This window comes from Desulfovibrio desulfopostgatei (genome assembly GCF_053570645.1).
Map to the genome: position 1 here is coordinate 2887476 of NZ_JBRBQS010000002.1, position 17877 is coordinate 2905352.

Annotated in this window: 14 protein-coding genes; 8 read left to right on the forward strand and 6 right to left on the reverse strand. The window is 57.7% G+C overall.

What is annotated here, in order from left to right; translation table 11 throughout:
- The first annotated feature begins 195 nt into the window (after nt 1–195).
- The 8 genes from ACUZ9Q_RS12700 to rlmN all read left to right on the forward strand — a co-directional run bounded on the left by ACUZ9Q_RS12700 (nt 196) and on the right by rlmN (nt 8674).
- The gene (locus tag ACUZ9Q_RS12700) at nt 196–729 is read left to right on the forward strand and encodes an RsbRD N-terminal domain-containing protein (RefSeq protein WP_215648367.1); all 534 of its coding nucleotides are present in this window, start codon (nt 196–198) and stop codon (nt 727–729) included.
- 117 nt (nt 730–846) lie between these two features.
- Nucleotides 847–1866 (forward strand): sulfate reduction electron transfer complex DsrMKJOP subunit DsrM, encoded by a 1020-nt coding sequence (gene dsrM, locus ACUZ9Q_RS12705; protein ID WP_233483353.1) that lies wholly within the window; start codon nt 847–849, stop codon nt 1864–1866.
- 12 nt (nt 1867–1878) lie between these two features.
- Entirely contained in the window at nt 1879–3522 is a 1644-nt protein-coding gene (gene dsrK / locus ACUZ9Q_RS12710; RefSeq protein ID WP_192112732.1) for a sulfate reduction electron transfer complex DsrMKJOP subunit DsrK, read from the forward strand.
- Nucleotides 3523–3903, forward strand: a complete 381-nt coding sequence (gene dsrJ / locus ACUZ9Q_RS12715; RefSeq protein ID WP_192112731.1) for a sulfate reduction electron transfer complex DsrMKJOP subunit DsrJ — start codon at nt 3523–3525, stop codon at nt 3901–3903. It begins immediately after the preceding gene.
- Entirely contained in the window at nt 3903–4694 is a 792-nt protein-coding gene (gene dsrO, locus ACUZ9Q_RS12720; protein ID WP_022659759.1) for a sulfate reduction electron transfer complex DsrMKJOP subunit DsrO, read from the forward strand. The genes dsrJ and dsrO overlap by 1 nt, the downstream gene beginning before the upstream one ends.
- A gap of 12 nt (nt 4695–4706) precedes the next feature.
- Entirely contained in the window at nt 4707–5876 is a 1170-nt protein-coding gene (gene dsrP, locus ACUZ9Q_RS12725; protein ID WP_192112730.1) for a sulfate reduction electron transfer complex DsrMKJOP subunit DsrP, read from the forward strand.
- Nucleotides 5877–6089: 213 nt separating this feature from the next.
- Entirely contained in the window at nt 6090–7421 is a 1332-nt protein-coding gene (locus tag ACUZ9Q_RS12730; RefSeq protein WP_192112729.1) for an HD domain-containing protein, read from the forward strand.
- A gap of 188 nt (nt 7422–7609) precedes the next feature.
- A complete protein-coding gene (gene rlmN / locus ACUZ9Q_RS12735) occupies nt 7610–8674 on the forward strand; it encodes a 23S rRNA (adenine(2503)-C(2))-methyltransferase RlmN (protein WP_192112728.1) in 1065 nt (354 codons plus the stop codon).
- 33 nt (nt 8675–8707) lie between these two features.
- Here rlmN and ACUZ9Q_RS12740 read toward each other — a convergent pair whose 3' ends face one another.
- The 6 genes from ACUZ9Q_RS12740 to ACUZ9Q_RS12765 all read right to left on the reverse strand — a co-directional run bounded on the left by ACUZ9Q_RS12740 (nt 8708) and on the right by ACUZ9Q_RS12765 (nt 17747).
- The gene (locus ACUZ9Q_RS12740) at nt 8708–9208 is read right to left on the reverse strand and encodes a FeS-binding protein (RefSeq protein WP_449247995.1); all 501 of its coding nucleotides are present in this window, start codon (nt 9206–9208) and stop codon (nt 8708–8710) included.
- Entirely contained in the window at nt 9205–10194 is a 990-nt protein-coding gene (locus ACUZ9Q_RS12745; RefSeq protein ID WP_449247996.1) for a 4Fe-4S dicluster domain-containing protein, read from the reverse strand. Before ACUZ9Q_RS12745 ends, ACUZ9Q_RS12740 begins: the two co-directional genes overlap by 4 nt.
- 155 nt (nt 10195–10349) lie before the next feature.
- The gene (locus tag ACUZ9Q_RS12750; RefSeq protein ID WP_215648361.1) at nt 10350–11759 is read right to left on the reverse strand and encodes an oligosaccharide flippase family protein; all 1410 of its coding nucleotides are present in this window, start codon (nt 11757–11759) and stop codon (nt 10350–10352) included.
- Between the two features lie 9 nt (nt 11760–11768).
- Nucleotides 11769–12737, reverse strand: coding sequence for an HlyD family secretion protein (locus ACUZ9Q_RS12755; protein WP_449247997.1), 969 nt, complete (start codon nt 12735–12737; stop codon nt 11769–11771).
- The gene (locus ACUZ9Q_RS12760) at nt 12737–14197 is read right to left on the reverse strand and encodes a TolC family protein (RefSeq protein WP_192112724.1); all 1461 of its coding nucleotides are present in this window, start codon (nt 14195–14197) and stop codon (nt 12737–12739) included. Before ACUZ9Q_RS12760 ends, ACUZ9Q_RS12755 begins: the two co-directional genes overlap by 1 nt.
- A 52-nt stretch (nt 14198–14249) precedes the next feature.
- Nucleotides 14250–17747, reverse strand: coding sequence for an acyltransferase domain-containing protein (locus ACUZ9Q_RS12765; protein WP_449247998.1), 3498 nt, complete (start codon nt 17745–17747; stop codon nt 14250–14252).
- Nucleotides 17748–17877: the final 130 nt, after the last annotated feature.

The following is a 17877-nucleotide window of genomic DNA, read 5'->3' on the forward strand; positions in this document are numbered from 1 at the left end:
GCCTCCGGCTCAGGAACTGCGCGGGTCGATTTAGCTTGCCCAGGCATAGCCTTAAACGGCCCTGGCTTATAGCGCCCACCGGGGCCTTGTGCAAAAAATGACAAACCTTGCGTTTTAAAAGCGCAAAGGGGCTTGACGCCCTTTGCGCTTACTATTTATATGAGAGAGCCTTAGACAAAAGGGCACGGGGACAGAATGAAAGCAATCGACGTGTTTCGTAAACACAAGAGCGAGATGGTGCGTTTATGGACAGACTCCGTATTCGACACCTATCCATTTGAAACAACAGGTTTTCTTCGCACAAAAGACGACCCCTTCGGCAATCCTGTAGCAAACATGACCAAGGAAGCCGCAGGGGCCGTGTACGATGCCGTTACCGGCGAATCCGTGGAAGTGGCCCAGACCCGCAAGGCAATGGACCGCTTTATCAAACTGCGGGCAGTGCAAAAATTCTCCCCCAGCCAGAGCCTGGCGGTGTTCAGCCTCATGAAGCCTCTTCTGCGGCAACACGTCATGCCTGAACTTATGGCCCAGGACGACCTGGCGGCCTACCTTGAGACCGAATCGCGCATCGACAGCCTGACGCTCCTGGCCTTCGACATGTATATGGAAGACCGGGAAATTCTGGCTGAGTCGCGCATTACGGAAATACGCAACCAGCACGCCCAACTGGCGCGCTGGGCGCAACAACTGGAAAGCGGAGCTGTTCCTTCTGGGGACAACCGCTGACATTCCGCGTTCATTAGGCCGTAGGGCCTGACCGTGGGCTTTGCAGCATGCGGGCCAGAGATCTCTCAAATCCCGTGGTGGGCTTTTGAGGCAACTTTAGTGGAAGTGAGGTAGGGAATGTTCAATTCATTACTGCTGGTGCTGCTCATAGGAGCCATCGCCTGGGCGGGAGCGGCCATAGGGCTTGCGGGCCTGTTCGGCGTGGCGCTGCCTTATGTGGCAGTAGTCGTGTTCATCGCCGGTGTCGTCTGGCGCATGGTGTACTGGGCCAAATCGCCCGTGCCCTTCTGCATCCCCACCACAGGTGGGCAGGAGCAGTCGCTTGACTTCATCAAGCAGGCAAAAATCGACTGTCCCAGCACAACTTGGGGTGTTGTGCAGCGCATGTTTCTGGAAGTGTTCTGCTTCCGTTCGCTGTTCCGCAACACGGTTGCGGAAGTAAGGGAATTTGATCCCGTCAGCAACGGGCCGCGCACCATCTATTATTCCTCCAAGTGGCTGTGGGTTTTTGCCCTGCTGTTCCACTACTGCTTCCTGCTGGTTTTTATCCGTCACTTCCGTTTCTTTATGGAACCCGTGCCTTCCTGTATTCGCTTTCTGGAAAGCATTGACGGCATCATGCAGTTTGGCTCGCCCCGCTTCTTCTGGACGGGCGGCCTGTTGCTGGTAGCGCTGCTGTTCCTTCTGGGACGCCGCCTGTTCAACGAACGTCTGCGCTACCTTTCGCTTGCCAACGATTACTTCCCCCTGTGGCTGATCATCAGCATCGTGGGTACCGGCATCTGCCTGCGCTATTTCGACAAGACCGAAATCGCCCAGGTCAAGATCTTCGTCATGGGCCTGACCCACTTTGCGCCTGTGTCCACCGTGGGCATCAACGCCCTGTTCTTCACGCACCTTACTCTGGTCTGCGTACTGCTGATTTACTTCCCCTTCTCCAAGCTCATGCACATGCCGGGCGTGTTCTTCAGCCCCACGCGCAACATGGCGAATAATTCCCGCCGCGTGCGCCACATCAACCCCTGGAATCCGCCCAAGCAGTACTTCACCTACGCCGAGTACGAGGATACCTACCGCGACGCCATGGCCGATGCCGGGCTGCCGCTGGATAAGCAACCCGAAAAGGCCGCCGAGTAAGGAGTTTCCACGATGGCAAAATTACCTACGCCGCAAATGCTTGTGTCCAGCCGCCCGGCCTTTCCCGCCCAGGACTGGCTTGACACCAAGCCCGAATTTACACCGGGCAGCTTCTGCTACCCGGCCAAGCAAGAGACCATGGAACTTCTGCACATGCCCAATCCCCACGAATGGGATCCGGCGGCAGAAGACTGGAACCTGCCCGAAAACTGGGAACAGATTCTCTGCGACGCTTTTGAAGAACGCCTTGAAAAACACCGTTCGCTCAAGCTGTTCATGGATATCTGTGTGCGTTGCGGCGCCTGCGCCGACAAATGCCACTTCTTCCTGGGCACCAATGATCCCAAAAACATGCCCGTGCTGCGCGCCGAGCTGCTCCGTTCGCTCTACCGCCGCGACCACACCATGCTGGGCAAGATCCTCGGCAAGAAAGTGGGCGCTCGCGGCTGGGACAAGGAAGTAGTGAAGGAACTCTTCTACTACGCCTACCAGTGCACCGAATGCCGCCGCTGCTCGCTCTTCTGCCCCTACGGCATCGACACGGCGGAAATCACCGCCATCGTGCGCGAATTGCTGCATGAAGTGGGCCTTGGCATCCACTGGATCATGGACCCGGTCAAGAACTGCAGCTTCACCGGCAACCACCTTGGCATCAAGCCCCACTCCTTTGTGGAAATCGTGGAAATGCTGGCCGATGACTGCGAAACCATCACCGGTATCCGTCCCAAGACGCCCTTCAACGAAAAGGGCCACGAAATCCTGTTCATCACGCCCTCCGGCGACGTATTTGCCGACCCCGGCATCTACACCTTCATGGGCTATCTGATGCTCTTCCACGAGCTGGATCTGGACTACACCTTTTCCACCTACGCTTCGGAAGGCGGCAACTTCGGCTCCTTTACCACGTTCAACATGGCAAAGAAGCTCAACGCCAAAATGTACGCCGAAGCCGAGCGTCTGGGTTCCAAGTGGATTCTGGGCGGCGAATGCGGCCACATGTGGCGCGTGATCAACCAGTACATGGACACCTACAACGGCCCGTCGCCCTCGCACATGACGACGCCTGTTTCGCCTTACACCGGCACGGTGTTCCAGAACGCGGCTTCCACCAAGATGGTGCACATTGCCGAGTTCACGGCTGACCTGATCCACCACAACAAGCTGAACCTCGACCCCAGCCGTAACGATCATATCATCACCACCTTCCATGACTCGTGCAACCCTGCGCGCGGCATGGGCCTGCTTGATGAACCCCGCTACGTGCTCAACGCCGTGTGTAACAACTTTGTGGAAATGCCCGAGAACACCATCCGCGAGCAGACCTTCTGCTGCGGCGCGGGTTCCGGCCTCAACACAGAAGAAATCATGGAACTGCGCATGCGTTCCGGCATGCCGCGCGGCAATGCCCTGCGCTATGTGCAGGAAAAGCACGGCGTCAACCACATGGCCTGCGTGTGCGCCATCGACCGCGCCACCCTGCCCCCGCTGGCCAATTACTGGGCGCCCGGCGTCAATGTAAGCGGCCTGCACGAACTGGTGGGCAATGCCCTTGTGATGAAGGGCGAGTGCAAGCGCACCATGGATATGCGCCAGGAAGACCTGCCCAACGTGGTAGAGGATGATGACGCGCCCGAGGCGCAGGGGGAGGGTCAATAGATGTATAACTCCAAAGCAGTAATTCTTGGGATCATTATCTTTGTGGTCCTGTTCACCTCCCCGTTCTGGGCAAGCATGCTGGGCAAGTCCTATACCAGCACCGGCATTGCGCTGCCCAAGAATGAAAAAGAGTGTGTGGAAAATGTGGATTTCATGCGCGACAAGCACATGCAGCTGCTCAACGAGTGGCGTGATGAAGCCCTGCGCAACGAAAACCGCACCTATGTGGCATCCAACGGTAAAAAGTGGACCATCAGCCTGCAGAACACCTGCATGAAGTGCCACACTGACTACAAGGGATTCTGCGAAAAGTGCCACGTGGCCAACAGCGTTGATCCCTATTGCTGGACCTGCCACATCATTCCCCAGGGGAGCAAGTAATGAACAAGAGCAGAAGAAGCTTTCTGAAAGTGGCGGGGCTTTCTGCCTGTGCCCTGAGCAGCGGGTTGGCTGGCCTTGGCGCCTTGTCCGGCGTTGCTCAGGCCAAGATTGCCCCCGGTCACTATGAAAAAGGTGCCAACGCCCTGCACGCCAAGCGCTGGGCCATGGTTATCGATACGCGCCAGTTCAACGGCCCCAAGGACTACGAACCGCTTATCGAAGCCTGCCATAAATTCCACAACGTCCCGCACGTTCCGGGCGATCAGAACATCAAATGGTTCTGGCTTGATTCGTTCGAGCACACCTTCCCTGATGAAATGAACGCCTTTTTGGACAAACGCCGGGCCGAAGCAAGCTATCCGCTGCTGTGCAACCACTGCACCAATCCGCCCTGTGTGCGCGTTTGCCCCACGCAGGCCACTTACAGGATGGAAGACGGCATTGTGGCCATGGACTACCACCGCTGCATCGGCTGCCGCTTCTGCATGGCTGGCTGCCCCTACGGCGCGCGTTCCTTCAACTTCAAGGATCCGCGCAAGTTCCTGGCAGATCCCGTGCCCAATCCGGCCTTCCCCACGCGCATGATCGGCGTGGTGGAAAAATGCACCTTCTGCGCCGAGCGTCTGGCCGTTGGCCAGTTGCCCGCCTGCGTTGAAGCTTCTGGCGGCAAGATTCTCTTCGGCGACCTGGAAGACCCCAATTCAACGGTGCGGCAGGCTTTGTCCGCCAACTACAGTATACGCCGCAAGCCCAACCTGGGCACGCAGCCCGGCGTTTACTACCTCATATAGGGAGGACAGGCCATGGTTGAAAAATTGCTCGAAGGTCCCAAGACCTACTACTTGTGGCTGCTCTTCCTGCTCTGCGTGATCGCAGGCTGCGGCATTGTGTATCTGGATCAGCTCCAGAACGGTCTGTCTGTGACCGGCATGAGCCGCGACGTTTCGTGGGGGCTGTATATTTCGCAGTTCACCTACTTCGTCGGCGTTGCCGCCTCAGCCGTTATGCTGGTGTTGCCCACGTACTTCCACCACTATAAAAAATTCAAGCGCATGATCATTTTTGGCGAATTCATGGCCGTTGCGGCCGTGGTCATGTGCGCCCTGTTCATCGTGGTTGACCTTGGGCAGCCCCAGCGCATGCTCAACGTTATGCTGCACCCCACGCCCAATTCCGTCATGTTTTACGACATGCTGGTGCTCATTGGCTACCTTGGCCTGAACATCATCATCGGTTGGGTGACCCTTGAAGCCGAGCGTCACGAAATCGATCCCCCGAAATGGATCAAGCCCCTCATCTATCTTTCGATTCTGTGGGCCTTCTCCATCCACACGGTGACCGCCTTCCTGTACGCCGGCGTTCCTGGCCGCCACTACTGGCTTACCGCCATCATGGCTGGCCGCTTCCTGGCTTCCGCCTTCTGCTCCGGTCCTGCCATCCTGATGCTGCTCATGCTCTTGCTGCGCCGCCTCACCGGCTTTGACGTGGGCAAGGAAGCCGTGAAGACCCTGACCACCATCATCGTGTACGCCATGTGCGTGAACGTGTTCTTCTTTGTGCTGGAACTGTTCACGGCCTTCTACAGCAATATTCCCGGCCACATGGAGCCCATCCACGTGCTGTTCTTCGGTCACGGCGGGCATCTGCTGTGGGTGAGCTACTGGATGTGGGCTGCGGTTATCATGGCCTTCGGTTGCCTTGCCATTCTTATTCCGCCCAAACTCCGCACGCACCCCACGCTCATGCCCATCGCTCTGGCCATGCTCGTGGCTGCTTCGTGGATCGACAAGGGTCTTGGCCTTCTGATTGGCGGTTTCACCCCCAACATGTTTGAAGCCATCACTCCCTACATGCCTACTGGTAAGGAAATTGCCGTGGCCCTTGGCGTGTACGCCGTGGGCGCGCTGGTAGTCTCCCTGCTCTGGCGGATTGCGCTTGGCGTGAAAAAAGAAGTGAACCACTTCTCTGACTAACCGTCAGGTACGTGTACTCAAACGCCCCCGCGTCGCCGACGCGGGGGCGTTTTGTCTTGCTGGCTGGGCCTGTCGCCGCATAGCCGCAAGTAGCACAAGCAATGATCCAGCGTAACCGTGACGGCATTTCTTCAACCGCAAGCTTGACTCGCACCCATGCTCGCGGGCATAGTATCAGCCATTCCCCGTTATTTTATTCGCAAGGAGCCATGGATGCATCAAGCGCTCAAAGACGCCATAACCATAAGCAAAACCCTGTTGCGCAACGGCTATGACGCTCATGTTATCAACGCCCCCTTGCAGGAGCACCTGCTGGAAAACGCCACGCAGCCCACTGTGGATATTGCCTGCGAGCCGGATCTCGATACGCTTATCAAGCTTTTTCCCAAGGCAGTGCCGCAGCACGACAAGCGCGCTCTGGCAACGCTGGAAGAAAACGGCTTTATTTTCTGTTTTTATCCTCTGGAAGTAGCTGCTGCCGGACACCCGGAACTTTCCCTACTGCGCATCACGCCTACCATGATGGACAGGATGCCTCATGAGGAGCAGCTCAAGCTGCGCATCACAGGCTTTGGCAGCCCTGAAACCACGCAGGATGCCTACGACGGTTTTGAAGACGTCAAGGGCGGCGCTATCCAGCTTGCGGGCCTTCCGGATGAAACCCTGCGCCACAATTACCTGCTGGCGGTACGCGCCCTGCGTTTTGCAGCCAATTTTGACCTGCCCATCGAGCCCAACACATGGCTTGCCATTGTGCGCGCCTCAAGCCGCGTGCTTGATTACGTCCCGGCTACGGACATCATGGACGAATGGCGCAAAGTTGCCGCCGAATCCATGTACCGATTTGTGCGCCTGCTCTTTGATTCGCATATCCTTCAGGGGCTTATCCCCGAAGTGGCCTCCCTCTCCTGCCTCACCCAGATGCGCAACAAGGAAGGCGACACGGAAAACGTGTTTGAACACACGCTTGAGTGCATGAAGCACTACCCCGAAGAAGATTTCCACTACGACTGGCTTGGCACCATGGCCATGCTGTTCCACGATGTGGGCAAGCTCTACACCGGCGAATATTTCGACGGCATCTGGACGTACTACCAGCACCACCGCGTTGGCGCCAAGGTGACGCGCAAGATACTGCGCCGCCTGCACTTTGCACAGGAAGATATCGACCTGCTGTGCCATCTGGTGCGCCACCACATGCGCTTCCACTTCATGATGACCGACAGGGGCATTCGCCGTTTCAAGGCGCTGGACGACTACCCCCGGCTTATCGCCATGGCCAGGGCCGACCTCAAGGCCCGCGACGGCATTCTCACTTCGTTCAACCACAATATGAAGTATCTGGATCGCGCGGAAACGCCGGAACAGATGCTGGAACCGCTGCTGAACGGCAATGAGATCATGAGCGAAACCAAGCTGTCGCCAGGCCCGCTGGTGGGCATTATTCGTGACGCGCTGTTGCAGGCCCAGATTGCAGGCGAAGTTACGGATGTTGAATCCGCTGTGACCTTTGTGCGTAATTACGCGCGCAAATCAGTGGGATAACCGGCCAACCGCCTATGCTGACACTATGGGCGTTCCTTTGGGAACGCCCTTTTTTGCTTGTTCACAGCCTATAAACGCGATGTTGCTGGCATGAAAATTTCTTGCCCATCTGCGCCAAACATCGTAGTTCAACTGCCAGTGCGCAACATATTTGCACCACAAAACCCTATCTAATTCCGGCAGAACATATGACCAATCTTCTCAACCTGACCCTTCCCGAACTGGAAAACTGGCTTCAAACCGAACTGGGCGAGCGCAAGTTCCGCGCCATGCAAATTTGGCAATGGCTATGGCAACGCATGGTTCGCGACTTTGAATCCATGACCAATATTTCAAAAGACTGCCGCGAAAAGCTGACTGCCAAGGCTGTCATTGTCTGGCCGGAGGTAGTCACGGTTGAGAAAAGCCAGGACGATACCACAAAATTTCTGCTGCGGCTTGAAGACGGAGCCCTGGTTGAAACAGTGCTTATTCCTTCGGACTCGCGTGAGGGCGTGCGCCGCTGGACGCAGTGCGTGTCCTCGCAAGTGGGCTGCGCCATGGCCTGTACCTTTTGTTCCACGGGACAAATGGGCTTTGAACGCAACATGACCATGGCCGAAATTCTGGGGCAGATACTTGTGGCGCGAGCACACCTGGGTGATGACAGGCCGGAATGGCCCATGCTGCGCAATATTGTGTTCATGGGCATGGGCGAGCCATTGCTCAACATGCGCGAGCTCATGCGCTCCCTTGAAGGCCTGAATAATGCAAAGGGGCTGAATTTCTCACCCCGCCGCATCACAGTTTCCACATGCGGCATTGAAAAAGGGCTGCGCGAGCTGGGAGATAGCGGCCTCGCTTATCTGGCGGTTTCGCTGCATGCGCCAACGCAGGAACTGCGGGCGAAAATCATGCCCAAGGCCGCACGCTGGCCTCTTGACGAGATGTTTGAAGCGCTCAAGTCATACCCGCTTAAAACGCGGGAGCACATTACTTTTGAGTACCTGCTGCTGGGCGGGGTCAACGACGGGCTGGAACAGGCCAGGGATCTGGCCCGGCTGGTGGGCGATGTGCGGGGCAAGCTGAACCTTATTGTCTACAACCCAGCGGAAGGCGCGCCCTACGCCGCCCCTACGGAAGAAAGCGTACTGGCCTTTGAGCAGTACCTCTGGAAGCGCAAGATCACGGCCATTCTGCGCAAGAGCAAGGGGCAGGACATCAAGGCAGCTTGCGGGCAGCTTAAAGCTGACCGGCAGGCACAATTGGACTGAACGGGCAAGCCTTATGCTGGAATAGCTCTAGCGTTAGGCCGGACGCCGCCTTGAACCGCCGCAGCACGTGTCTGCCCCATCGCGTGGTTTCAGCCAGCCGTAACCGCCGGTCCAGCGGCGACAGAGCCTGTAAATCAGCAGGGGAAGCAGGGCCAGGGCGCACACAAGATGCAGCATTTTGACGCATGCATACACGCCATCATACAGAGAAAAATTGGGCATATTGTGGACGATGAGCGCCAAACCGCTGATGGCCAGCCCTATCAGCAAAATAATGCGCAGCAAGCCGCACCGCGTCAGGCAGTAGGCACTGCGCCCCTGAAGGCGCCAGACGGTAAAGGCGTACGTTCCCAAGAACAGCAGTGCCGCAGAAGAATAATAATGCGCAACAGATGGCGACCAGTTGGAACTTTGAATCAGCCCATATCTTCCAGCTTGCGGCAGATGCGCAAGGCCGCTCCACACGGCTGTGAGCATGCTGGCCAGCCACAATACACTGAAGAATGAGGAAAAAAGCGAGGGCTGGTTTTTCATGGCTTGCGCCTCATCTTTCTTTCACGCCACAATCTCAGGCCAGCCAGGGCCGCTCCTGCCACTGGGGCCAGCAGAACAGCCTTCAACAGGCTGTTTTCCTTATCCATACTGGCGCCAGCCGGGCGCAGGCTCGGCATACCAAAGCCTACCTTTCCCTGACGCAGCATGTTGGCCTCGATATCGCGGAAAAGCACCGAAGAAACATAGATGGTGTTTGTTCCGCCATTTTCTTTGAGCCCAAAAATATCCCCACCCCGCTGTTCCGCCATTTCCTTGGCCAGCGTTGCCATTTCCTCACGAGGTCCTATGCGCATGGCCCCCTGCGGACAGGCCGTCACGCAGGCAGGGCTTTCGCCAGCCTTGAGCAGAGAACTGCAATAATCACATTTGAACATCTGCCCGTTGCCAACATATCTGGGCGCAAGATTCAGGTAAGGCCCAACCCCCGCCTGGCGTTGCGGGATACCCCACGGGCAGGCCCGGTCGCAGGGGCCATCCCCCAGACAGGTGCTGCGGTGGGAGTAAACTGCGCCTTCGTTGCTTTGGCGCAAAGAGCCAGTGCTGCACAACGTGACACATTGGGGGTTCAGACAATGCAAACAGCGCCGCGGCAAATATATCCGCCGCTCCACACCGTTAACTGTGATGGAGCACGACTGGATGAAAAGCCAGTTATAGGGAGTAAGCCGGGAGACTTCATCGCGGCGGGTCGACCAGTCATTGCCGCGCACCCATGCGGGGTAAGGCCGGGGGATCGGCTGAGTTGGGACGGGGATTTCTGCAAGATTTCTGTCGCGGCAGGCTGAGACACAGGCTCCGCAACCGTTGCAGAGATCCACATCAATGATGGTGGCACGGTCAGCACCGTTACCCTGGCTCTGTACCCCCGAGGCCAGGGAAGATGCCGCACCCGCCAGCGATAAGCCAGCAGTGCCTGCCATGGCCTTGATGACTGACCTGCGCTGTAAAAACAGTTTGTTGCCCATGGGAATGCCTTGCCTGTTACTGTCTTGCAGTAATCCTATAGGCCTGCCTTTACCGTGGCGTCAACGTCTCAGGCAATTTGTCCGGCAAGGTCTGGTCATCCGGGGAATGGTTGTCCCTCCATCCACAGCACGGCAACTGACTGTCCAGATACGTATCAGGCAAGCGCGGCCTTTTCAAATGGCGGTGGGGGTCTCCAACGCCAAAACAAGGCCAGCAAAGGCACAAGACCTGCCAGTTCTGCCAGCTCACGCGGTGCAACCAGCCCTATCCCCCACCACAGTCCTACGCAGGCGGCGCAGCTGCCAAGCATGAGCCCCCACTGCCCAAGCGACATGGGGCGCGCGGCCCACTGAAAATAGCCCACTGTAAGCAGGGCTACCCAAACCTTGGTAATGGTGAGGGACAAGGCCGCGCCTTCAAGGGGCATGGCAGGAATAAGAGTAAAGCAGCACACCAGATTGCACACCAGGCCCGTAAGATAAAATAGCAGGAGCAGGCGGTGCTGGCGCATGCCGATCATGGCGTATGCCGCAAGGTTGTGCAAAAAGGCCGTTGCCAGGCAAGGTGTAAGCAAGCGCTGTGCGGTGACCGCACTTTGATAGTTGGGACCGTAAATCAGGGGAAGAAAGCGGTCGCTCTCCACACAGATAAGAAAGATAATGGGCAACGACGCAGCCCAAAGGGAGCGGGCAGTCTGACCGGCCAGCTGGCGGAATGCGCCTTTGTCCTGCTGCCACAGCTTTGCCAGCAGCGGAAAAATCACCTTGCCCAGCAATGCGCTGGAAACAAGCACCGACAGGCCCTCAACAGTTTCCCACGCCACCCCGTAGCCGCCCACATCAGCATTGCCGCCATACTGCTTAAGAAATATGACGTTGATCTTGTTATAGAACATGGCGCAGCCAGCCATGCAGGTAAAGATGAGGCCGTGCTTCATATGGCGGGCCAGATCTTTCATGCCATCAAGGCCAACTCCTGCCAGAGGATTGCGTTGCAAGGCCAGCAAAGCAAAAATGATGCACAGCACCGATTCCATGGGCTTGTACAGGGCAATCACAATGGGCGGGGCCCCAATGACCACGCAGACGATGCCAAAGCCAATGCCCAGCAGTGCTGAAGGCACACGGATGCGCATTTCCACATCCTGCCGCCCCCGCGCCTGGCAGAGCGCAAAAAACGAATCGCTCACGCCGTCCAGTCCTAGACCCGCGGCTATGCACATAACCACAAGCCGCAACTCTGGCGTATAGTTCTGCCAGCCGGTCACAAGCCATGTAACGCAGAGGGCCAGAATAAGCACAATCAGCTTGAGCCAGGTGACTTCACCCAGCAGAGCCACCGGGCGCCCTTCGCGGCGGGCAAATGTTGAGAGCAGAAAATCGTTAAGGCCCACGTCAGCTATGGTTTTCACCAGATAGCCGAACGTGAGCGCCAGCACGACCTGCCCCAGTATATCGGGGCTGCGGCGTGCAAGAAGAATGGTAAAAGCGGTCCACGCCAGGTCGCGCGTCCACTGCGCACCCAGAATGTACCCCAGTCGTCGGGGGATGCTTTTCAGCTTCATGAAACGGCTTTACCTGCTCCCTTTGAATCGCACCACAGCCTTGAACCCAGGTTTGAGTTCCAGACTAGGATTGGGGACAGTAAGCTCCACCGTATAGTAGGACGGGTTTGAAACGCTCATATCACTAGAAACCCAGGAAATTTCATTCACTGTACCGTTGAACTTCTTATTGTTCAGCGAAGGAATCTCAACTTCCACCGAGTCGCCAGCCTTGATGCCGCTGATTTCGGCCTCGTAGACAGGCACCTGGATCAGCACGGGATCAAGCCGCCCCACACGCACGGGCGTGGTGCCAGCGGCCAACAGGGAACCGGGGTTGAGCGTGGCGTCAAGCGACAACACATAACCGTCAATGGGAGAGGTAAGCGTAAGCGAGGCTGGCAGGCGCTCCCCTTCCTTGATGGTCGTGCCGAAATAGCCGCTCAGTTCTTCGAGACGGGCAGCAAAGTTCTGTTCAGATTTCTGGATGGTCACAGTCAAAAGTTCAATGCGGCGCTTCAGGGAGTGAACATCGTCTTCCAGTCGGCTGGAAGCCTGTGCTGAACCAAGCCCCGAGGCCGCAAGCTGCCGGGCCTTGTTACGCTGGGCAGCAGTTTCTGCAAGCTTGCGGTCAAGATCAAGCACCTGCCCTCTCAGATTCTCGGTAGCAGCCCCGGTGGTCACTTCTCGTTGCAGCACCCGCTCGGCCTCTTCCTGAAGGTGGTACCGCATCAACGGGGCACCCTTGGCAACGGCTTGGCCAGGCTTGACCAGCACCTCGTCCACAACAGAGTTAAAAGGCACAGGCACGGCGCGCGTGACAGTTGTAACGACCTTGCCGGTCAGAATAGTCGCGCCAGCGCCTATGGAACCATTATCAGCAGCAGAGGCTGCGTCCTGAAACATCAAAAAAGCAGCAAGCATCATTACAACAGACAGTGCTGCTGCAAAACAACGGTGCCGCGCCTGCGACAGCGTTTTCTTGTACATACCCAACATTACAGCAACTCCTTAGCAGGCAGGCCGAGGAAGCGCTGGGCCAGGGAATTTGACAGATCCATCCACTCAAGCTGGGCCAGCTTATAGTCAAGCTCTGCACTGATGTAGGCTATGCGCGCCTGAACCATGTCTTCCTGTTTGGAGGCCATGTCGGGCAACTGCGCAATGCCTTCGTGGAAAGAAATCTGGGCTTCCTTGTACTGCATGCTGGCCGTGTCCAAGCGGGTCTTGGCAAGCTTGAGCTCCGTTTCAGCCAGGGCTACCCGCTGCTCGCTCTGGAGCCATTTGTTGGAGTAGTCCGAACGTTTGCGGGCGAGCTCGTGGAAGGCCTGGGCCTTTACCATGCGCGCGGTCTGCACGCCACGGTATCTGCGTCCCCAGTCGATAAGCGGGAAGTCAAAGGTCAGGTGCAAAAAGGTGTCTTCTGCTCCGCTCGGGGGCTGATACTGACCCGCCGGAGGATTATTGTTCAGTGCAATGGACATGGTCGGCATATACTGGGCCCAGGCGACCATAATATTGTAATCGCCCAGGGTCACCTGTCCACGAAGCAGCAGATCATCTTCAGTGGCAGGCCAGCGTTCTTCCCAGGAGAGCTTGCGGCCGTCAAAACCGGCCAGTACGGAATCAGCGCTCTTGGTATCTACCTCAAGCCTCTGCTGCGGCTCAACGCCAGCAAGAATCTTGAGCTGTGTACGCTGCATCACTTCCTTCATGCGGGTCTGCTCCAGCTTGAGTTCAAGCTCGCGCTGGTGCTGGATGGCCATGTTGAGCGAAACACCCTGGCGGCCGTCAACGGCCTCAACCTTCTTCCAGTAATCCACAAGCTCCTTGCCAAGCGGCAGCAGCTCTTTCTGCGCTTCCACAATCTTCTGCTGGGCCTGAAGCTGGAGATAGGCCTCGCCAATCTTGCCAATAGCCTTGCCCACGGCTTTGCGGTGGGTGGAGATTGCCAGATTGACCATGGCTGACTGCACCTTGTGTTCAAAGTAGGTGGCCATGGGATTGGGGAAGGCGGCATAAAAACCCACGCGGAACCTGGTCTGACCGTAATCGCTGGGCGTATCTTTATTGTCCATATTATACCGCGTCAGGTTATTGGACACGGTAAAATTCATGCGAGGCTCGGGAAGGTACTTCCACACAGCGTCCGTCTGGGCGAGACGCTTGATTTCAATATTCACGGCGCTGTTGACCAGGGCAGGCGACTGCTGGATGGTCAGGAACACGCAATCTTCGAAGGAAAAAACCTTCTTGGGATCATAGAGGTTCGGCACTGCGGCTTCAAGCTTGGCCTTGTTTTCAACAGGCACCCCTGGGGCTTCTTCAAGCCAGTGCTTGGCGGGAAGCTCCGGAGACTTGAGCCCGGCCTTGTTGGAACAGGCTCCGGCAAGCAGGGCCGCCACAAGCAGCAGCGGCAGAAAAAGACGTGTAGTAAGGTTTGCTTGTGCAGTGAGCATCTGGCACCCTTTGCGCCGTTGCGCTTTGCGCGACGCTGAGCAGATTGAGTGTTTATGCCGAGGGATTCACGGCAGGGGAAAGCCCGGCCTGATCACATCGGTCAAATTCAAGATGGTGAATTGTCAAAAAAACATGCCCTTCCTGATCAATTACCTGCGCGTCAAAACGACGCAACCGCGCATTGGCCCAGGAACGCTGCATCAATATGCGCAAGGGGCCATCAGCACGGATCGGCCCGATGCGGATAAAGCCCACAGCATGCAAAGCCCACTCCTGCATAGCGGCAGCAAGAGCGGCAGTGTCAGAAAAATCCTTGGAGTATTCGGATGTTATGGCAAGCCATGCAGCCTGCAATACGCCCTCCACCACAAGCATGTCGCCAGTATAGCCAGAATCAGCTCCGGGGGCAATGCATGTCTGGGGCAAACTCAGCGCGCCAGAAAACAGGTCATCGGGCAGCGTGCAGAAGTTTTCCACAAAGCGCCACTCACGGCCAAGCCCGGCTGCTTTATAAAATGGTCCGGTGTCCAGCACAGGGCTTGCCACGGAGGCTGCCGCGGGCACCTCTTCCCACAGGGGGCGCACACTGCTGCGATGGGCCGCAAGCCACACCATGCCCTCGCTTACCGGCGCATACTGGGCAGTATGCCGACCATTGGGCGTCAACCCGCGCACAGCAAGCTCACTGCGGCACATGCGCGTCATGACTTTTTCCTGCATCAGCCAGGGTTCAGCCTCAGCTGTCACCCGGCATTCGCGAGTAATGCCGGACGGTAATTCCGGCGCATCAAAAAACCGCAAATCGCAAAAGCCCGTAACTGTCAGCCAGGGCAAAGCTTGCCTCGAGCTTTCGAGCATGGCCTCCAGACTGCGGCAAACCGGCAGACGCGGCACATCAGACCCAAGACAGTTGTCCTGTTGCGCGCCGTGCAGCGCCAGCGTTTTGTCGGCAAAGTGCGAAAAATGGCAGCCCCCCTGAAACAGGGTGGCGGTTGAGCGGTATGCAGGTTGCGGCTCAGGAAACACCAGCGGGAACCTCAATGGATTCTCCTTGATGATGTCCCGGACGGGCGGCTCTTCGCAAACAACCGGGCCGTCAATGGCCCCTGGCCGTACCCAGATCACCTGTTCGGCTGTGCCGCAAAGAATTTCACGCGCCAGCATGTCGCCCCATTCGTCAAGGCTCGCCCTTTCGGGGCCGTGCAACATGCGGATTGCCCGCGCAGCCACACCATGAGCGTGAGCCGCCGCATCCAGGGCTTTTTCCAGCGGGGCGTCAAAAATACAGTTCTTCGCTTCGGGCGGCAGCACGGAACAACTGCCGACAAAGCGCAAGCCGTGCGGCACGGCGGCCGCAATTGCCGATTCCATCAACGCGCCAAGGCGCTCCGGCGCAGCCTGTGGCGGCACGTCATCGGCAGAAGGCGCAACCATGATCCCAGCCGGGACAGGCGGCACAAAAAACAGACCATCCACTCTGCCCTGTGCCTGTGCGAAGTCGGCTACGGCCGCCTGCAACTGACTGGCTACAAGAGCGGTTTCGCCGCCTTTTCCCAAGTCGATATCGAGCGGCATCAGTCTCGCGCCGGCCTTGGCAAGGGGAGCGCACCGCTCAAGCAGCGGCTGGGGCACGCCCAGCACGCATCCCAGGGGTGCAATGCCGCTCAGCAGGCGGGGCAATATGTAAGCATCCAGCACGCAGAGGAGCACCGCATCGCCAGGCTGCAGATTTATCCCGGAAGCACTGGGATCAAGCGGAAGAGGCTCAAGGCGCAAATCACGATTGCACCCATCAGGGGGCAAGGCCTTAAGGGGGGCAAACCTGCGCAAAGGCTCCGCACAGAGCTTTGCAGTTGCACTGGCCCTTTCTGCGGTGTGTTCAGCCTGCCCGGCAAACGCGGAACCGCCGGAAAGCACCCGGCCTAGATCTCCGATGGTCGATACCTGCAGCAGATCTTCAAAATTGACGGTAATGCCAAGGGCCTTTTCCACATCCTGCACAATATGGGGAAAGCGGCTGGAGCGCAGGGCAAGATCATAACGCAGATCCATTTCTGGCCGCAGATCCTCAACCGGTCTGCCGCAGGCCTGAGCCAGAATTTGCAGAACCACCGCCATGCTTTCGGCATGGGACGCAGTTACAGGTGCGGAATCCGCCGCAGCGGCAGCAGAATCAGCAAATTCAGCATTTGCTGTTTCCATGACACTGGATTGCGGCGCTTCTGACGCCGCCGAAGCGCAGACATTTGCGCCATTGCCAGCCACAGCGGGGCGTAAACCGCAGTGGGGCGCCGGTTTGCAGGCCAGCATGCGGGCTTCGCCGCCGCTTGCCGCCTGCCTTGCCCGCCGGGCCACAGCATCACGCCGCAGATACCCCAGCGAATACAGGTGGGCGCAAGCCTGACGCATGCCCTCGACCTCTTTCCCCTTGCGCCCTGCGGTCAGGCATTTTGCCTGAGGTTCATTGTCAGCCGCAAGGCTGCACAGCGTATCCTGCGGGCCTAGCTCAAGGAAGTACCGGATACCCTCACGGTTCCACATGGTCTGCACACATTCAGTCCAGCGCACGGAATTTTCATCCAGATCGGCGATGTACTGGCAGATGGAGGGCTGATCTTCCGGATAGAAATCTGCGGTAATACCGCTCAGCATGGGTCTTTCGGGCGCAGACATGTCGAGGGCGCTCAGGCGGCGCAAAGAAATGTCGCGCAACACGCGCATGCTCGGATGGTGAAAAGCCAGGCTGACATTGAGCACAATGGCAGGAATGCGGCGCTTGCGCAGGCTCTTGCGCGCTTCCTGCAAGACACCGCGCGGGCCGCTCAGAATGAATTGGTGCGGCGTGTTGTAATTGGAAACGTACAGGGCGGGCCATGTGGCGCAGGCTTCATTGATGATCTCGGCATCAGCGTGCACGGCCATCATGCCTGTTTCGCGGGAAGCCCCTGCCTCCAGCTCCGACATGTGTACGGCGCGCGTATCCAGAATATACCACGCCACTTCAGGGGCCAGTATGCCTGAAAAACAGAGAGCAATCAGTTCGCCAAGGCTATGTCCGCAAAAAAGCGAAGGACTCAACCCCAGCGAAGACAACACGCTCCACTGGGCGTACTCCAGCATGAATACATAAGGGGATTGCCAGCGGGTAAGGCTGATTTTCTCCACGCCCGTTTCATCCATGAGGCCAAGGATGTCCCAGTCCGCCACGGCGGCAATGCGATCCATGGCCGCGCGGGCTGCGGGAAAATTGTCGTACAGTTCGCGGCCCATTCCGGGCCAGACCGCCCCAAGACCGCAGCACATCACCGCCAAAGGCGGCGGGCCGTCAGCCCGCTCCGGCGCAATCCACAGGCCGCGAGCTTCCAGACGGGCAAGGGCTTCGGCATCGGGAATTGCTGGCAGAGCCAGCAATTCCTGCCGCCATGCGGGGTTGACGGCACCAATGCGCCACTGCTGGCCAGCCTGTTGCAGGTTGGCATAACGCACGCCATCAAGAACTATTTCGTCTTGGAGGTTGCCTGATACTGGATTTTCGTAGTCCTGACGCATATCTTTGTGCCTGTAAAGGGCCAAGGCCCGGCAACCCGACAGGGCCGAGGCAGGGCAAAAGGGGCATAGCAGCCATTTGGGTAAAGGATTATGTTAGTAGATATCATCATGCTTGTCCAGCCAGCGCCCG

What these genes read in the sequence shown, in the direction of transcription:
- ACUZ9Q_RS12765 (WP_449247998.1), bottom strand. Translation starts at nt 17,747, where the DNA reads ATGCGTCAGGACTACGAAAATCCAGTATCAGGCAACCTCCAAGACGAA.
- dsrO (WP_022659759.1), top strand. Translation starts at nt 3,903, where the DNA reads ATGAACAAGAGCAGAAGAAGCTTTCTGAAAGTGGCGGGGCTTTCTGCC.
- ACUZ9Q_RS12730 (WP_192112729.1), top strand. Translation starts at nt 6,090, where the DNA reads ATGCATCAAGCGCTCAAAGACGCCATAACCATAAGCAAAACCCTGTTG.
- dsrM (WP_233483353.1), top strand. Translation starts at nt 847, where the DNA reads ATGTTCAATTCATTACTGCTGGTGCTGCTCATAGGAGCCATCGCCTGG.
- ACUZ9Q_RS12740 (WP_449247995.1), bottom strand. Translation starts at nt 9,208, where the DNA reads ATGAAAAACCAGCCCTCGCTTTTTTCCTCATTCTTCAGTGTATTGTGG.
- ACUZ9Q_RS12745 (WP_449247996.1), bottom strand. Translation starts at nt 10,194, where the DNA reads ATGGGCAACAAACTGTTTTTACAGCGCAGGTCAGTCATCAAGGCCATG.
- dsrK (WP_192112732.1), top strand. Translation starts at nt 1,879, where the DNA reads ATGGCAAAATTACCTACGCCGCAAATGCTTGTGTCCAGCCGCCCGGCC.
- ACUZ9Q_RS12750 (WP_215648361.1), bottom strand. Translation starts at nt 11,759, where the DNA reads ATGAAGCTGAAAAGCATCCCCCGACGACTGGGGTACATTCTGGGTGCG.
- dsrJ (WP_192112731.1), top strand. Translation starts at nt 3,523, where the DNA reads ATGTATAACTCCAAAGCAGTAATTCTTGGGATCATTATCTTTGTGGTC.
- rlmN (WP_192112728.1), top strand. Translation starts at nt 7,610, where the DNA reads ATGACCAATCTTCTCAACCTGACCCTTCCCGAACTGGAAAACTGGCTT.
- ACUZ9Q_RS12760 (WP_192112724.1), bottom strand. Translation starts at nt 14,197, where the DNA reads ATGCTCACTGCACAAGCAAACCTTACTACACGTCTTTTTCTGCCGCTG.
- ACUZ9Q_RS12755 (WP_449247997.1), bottom strand. Translation starts at nt 12,737, where the DNA reads ATGTTGGGTATGTACAAGAAAACGCTGTCGCAGGCGCGGCACCGTTGT.
- dsrP (WP_192112730.1), top strand. Translation starts at nt 4,707, where the DNA reads ATGGTTGAAAAATTGCTCGAAGGTCCCAAGACCTACTACTTGTGGCTG.
- ACUZ9Q_RS12700 (WP_215648367.1), top strand. Translation starts at nt 196, where the DNA reads ATGAAAGCAATCGACGTGTTTCGTAAACACAAGAGCGAGATGGTGCGT.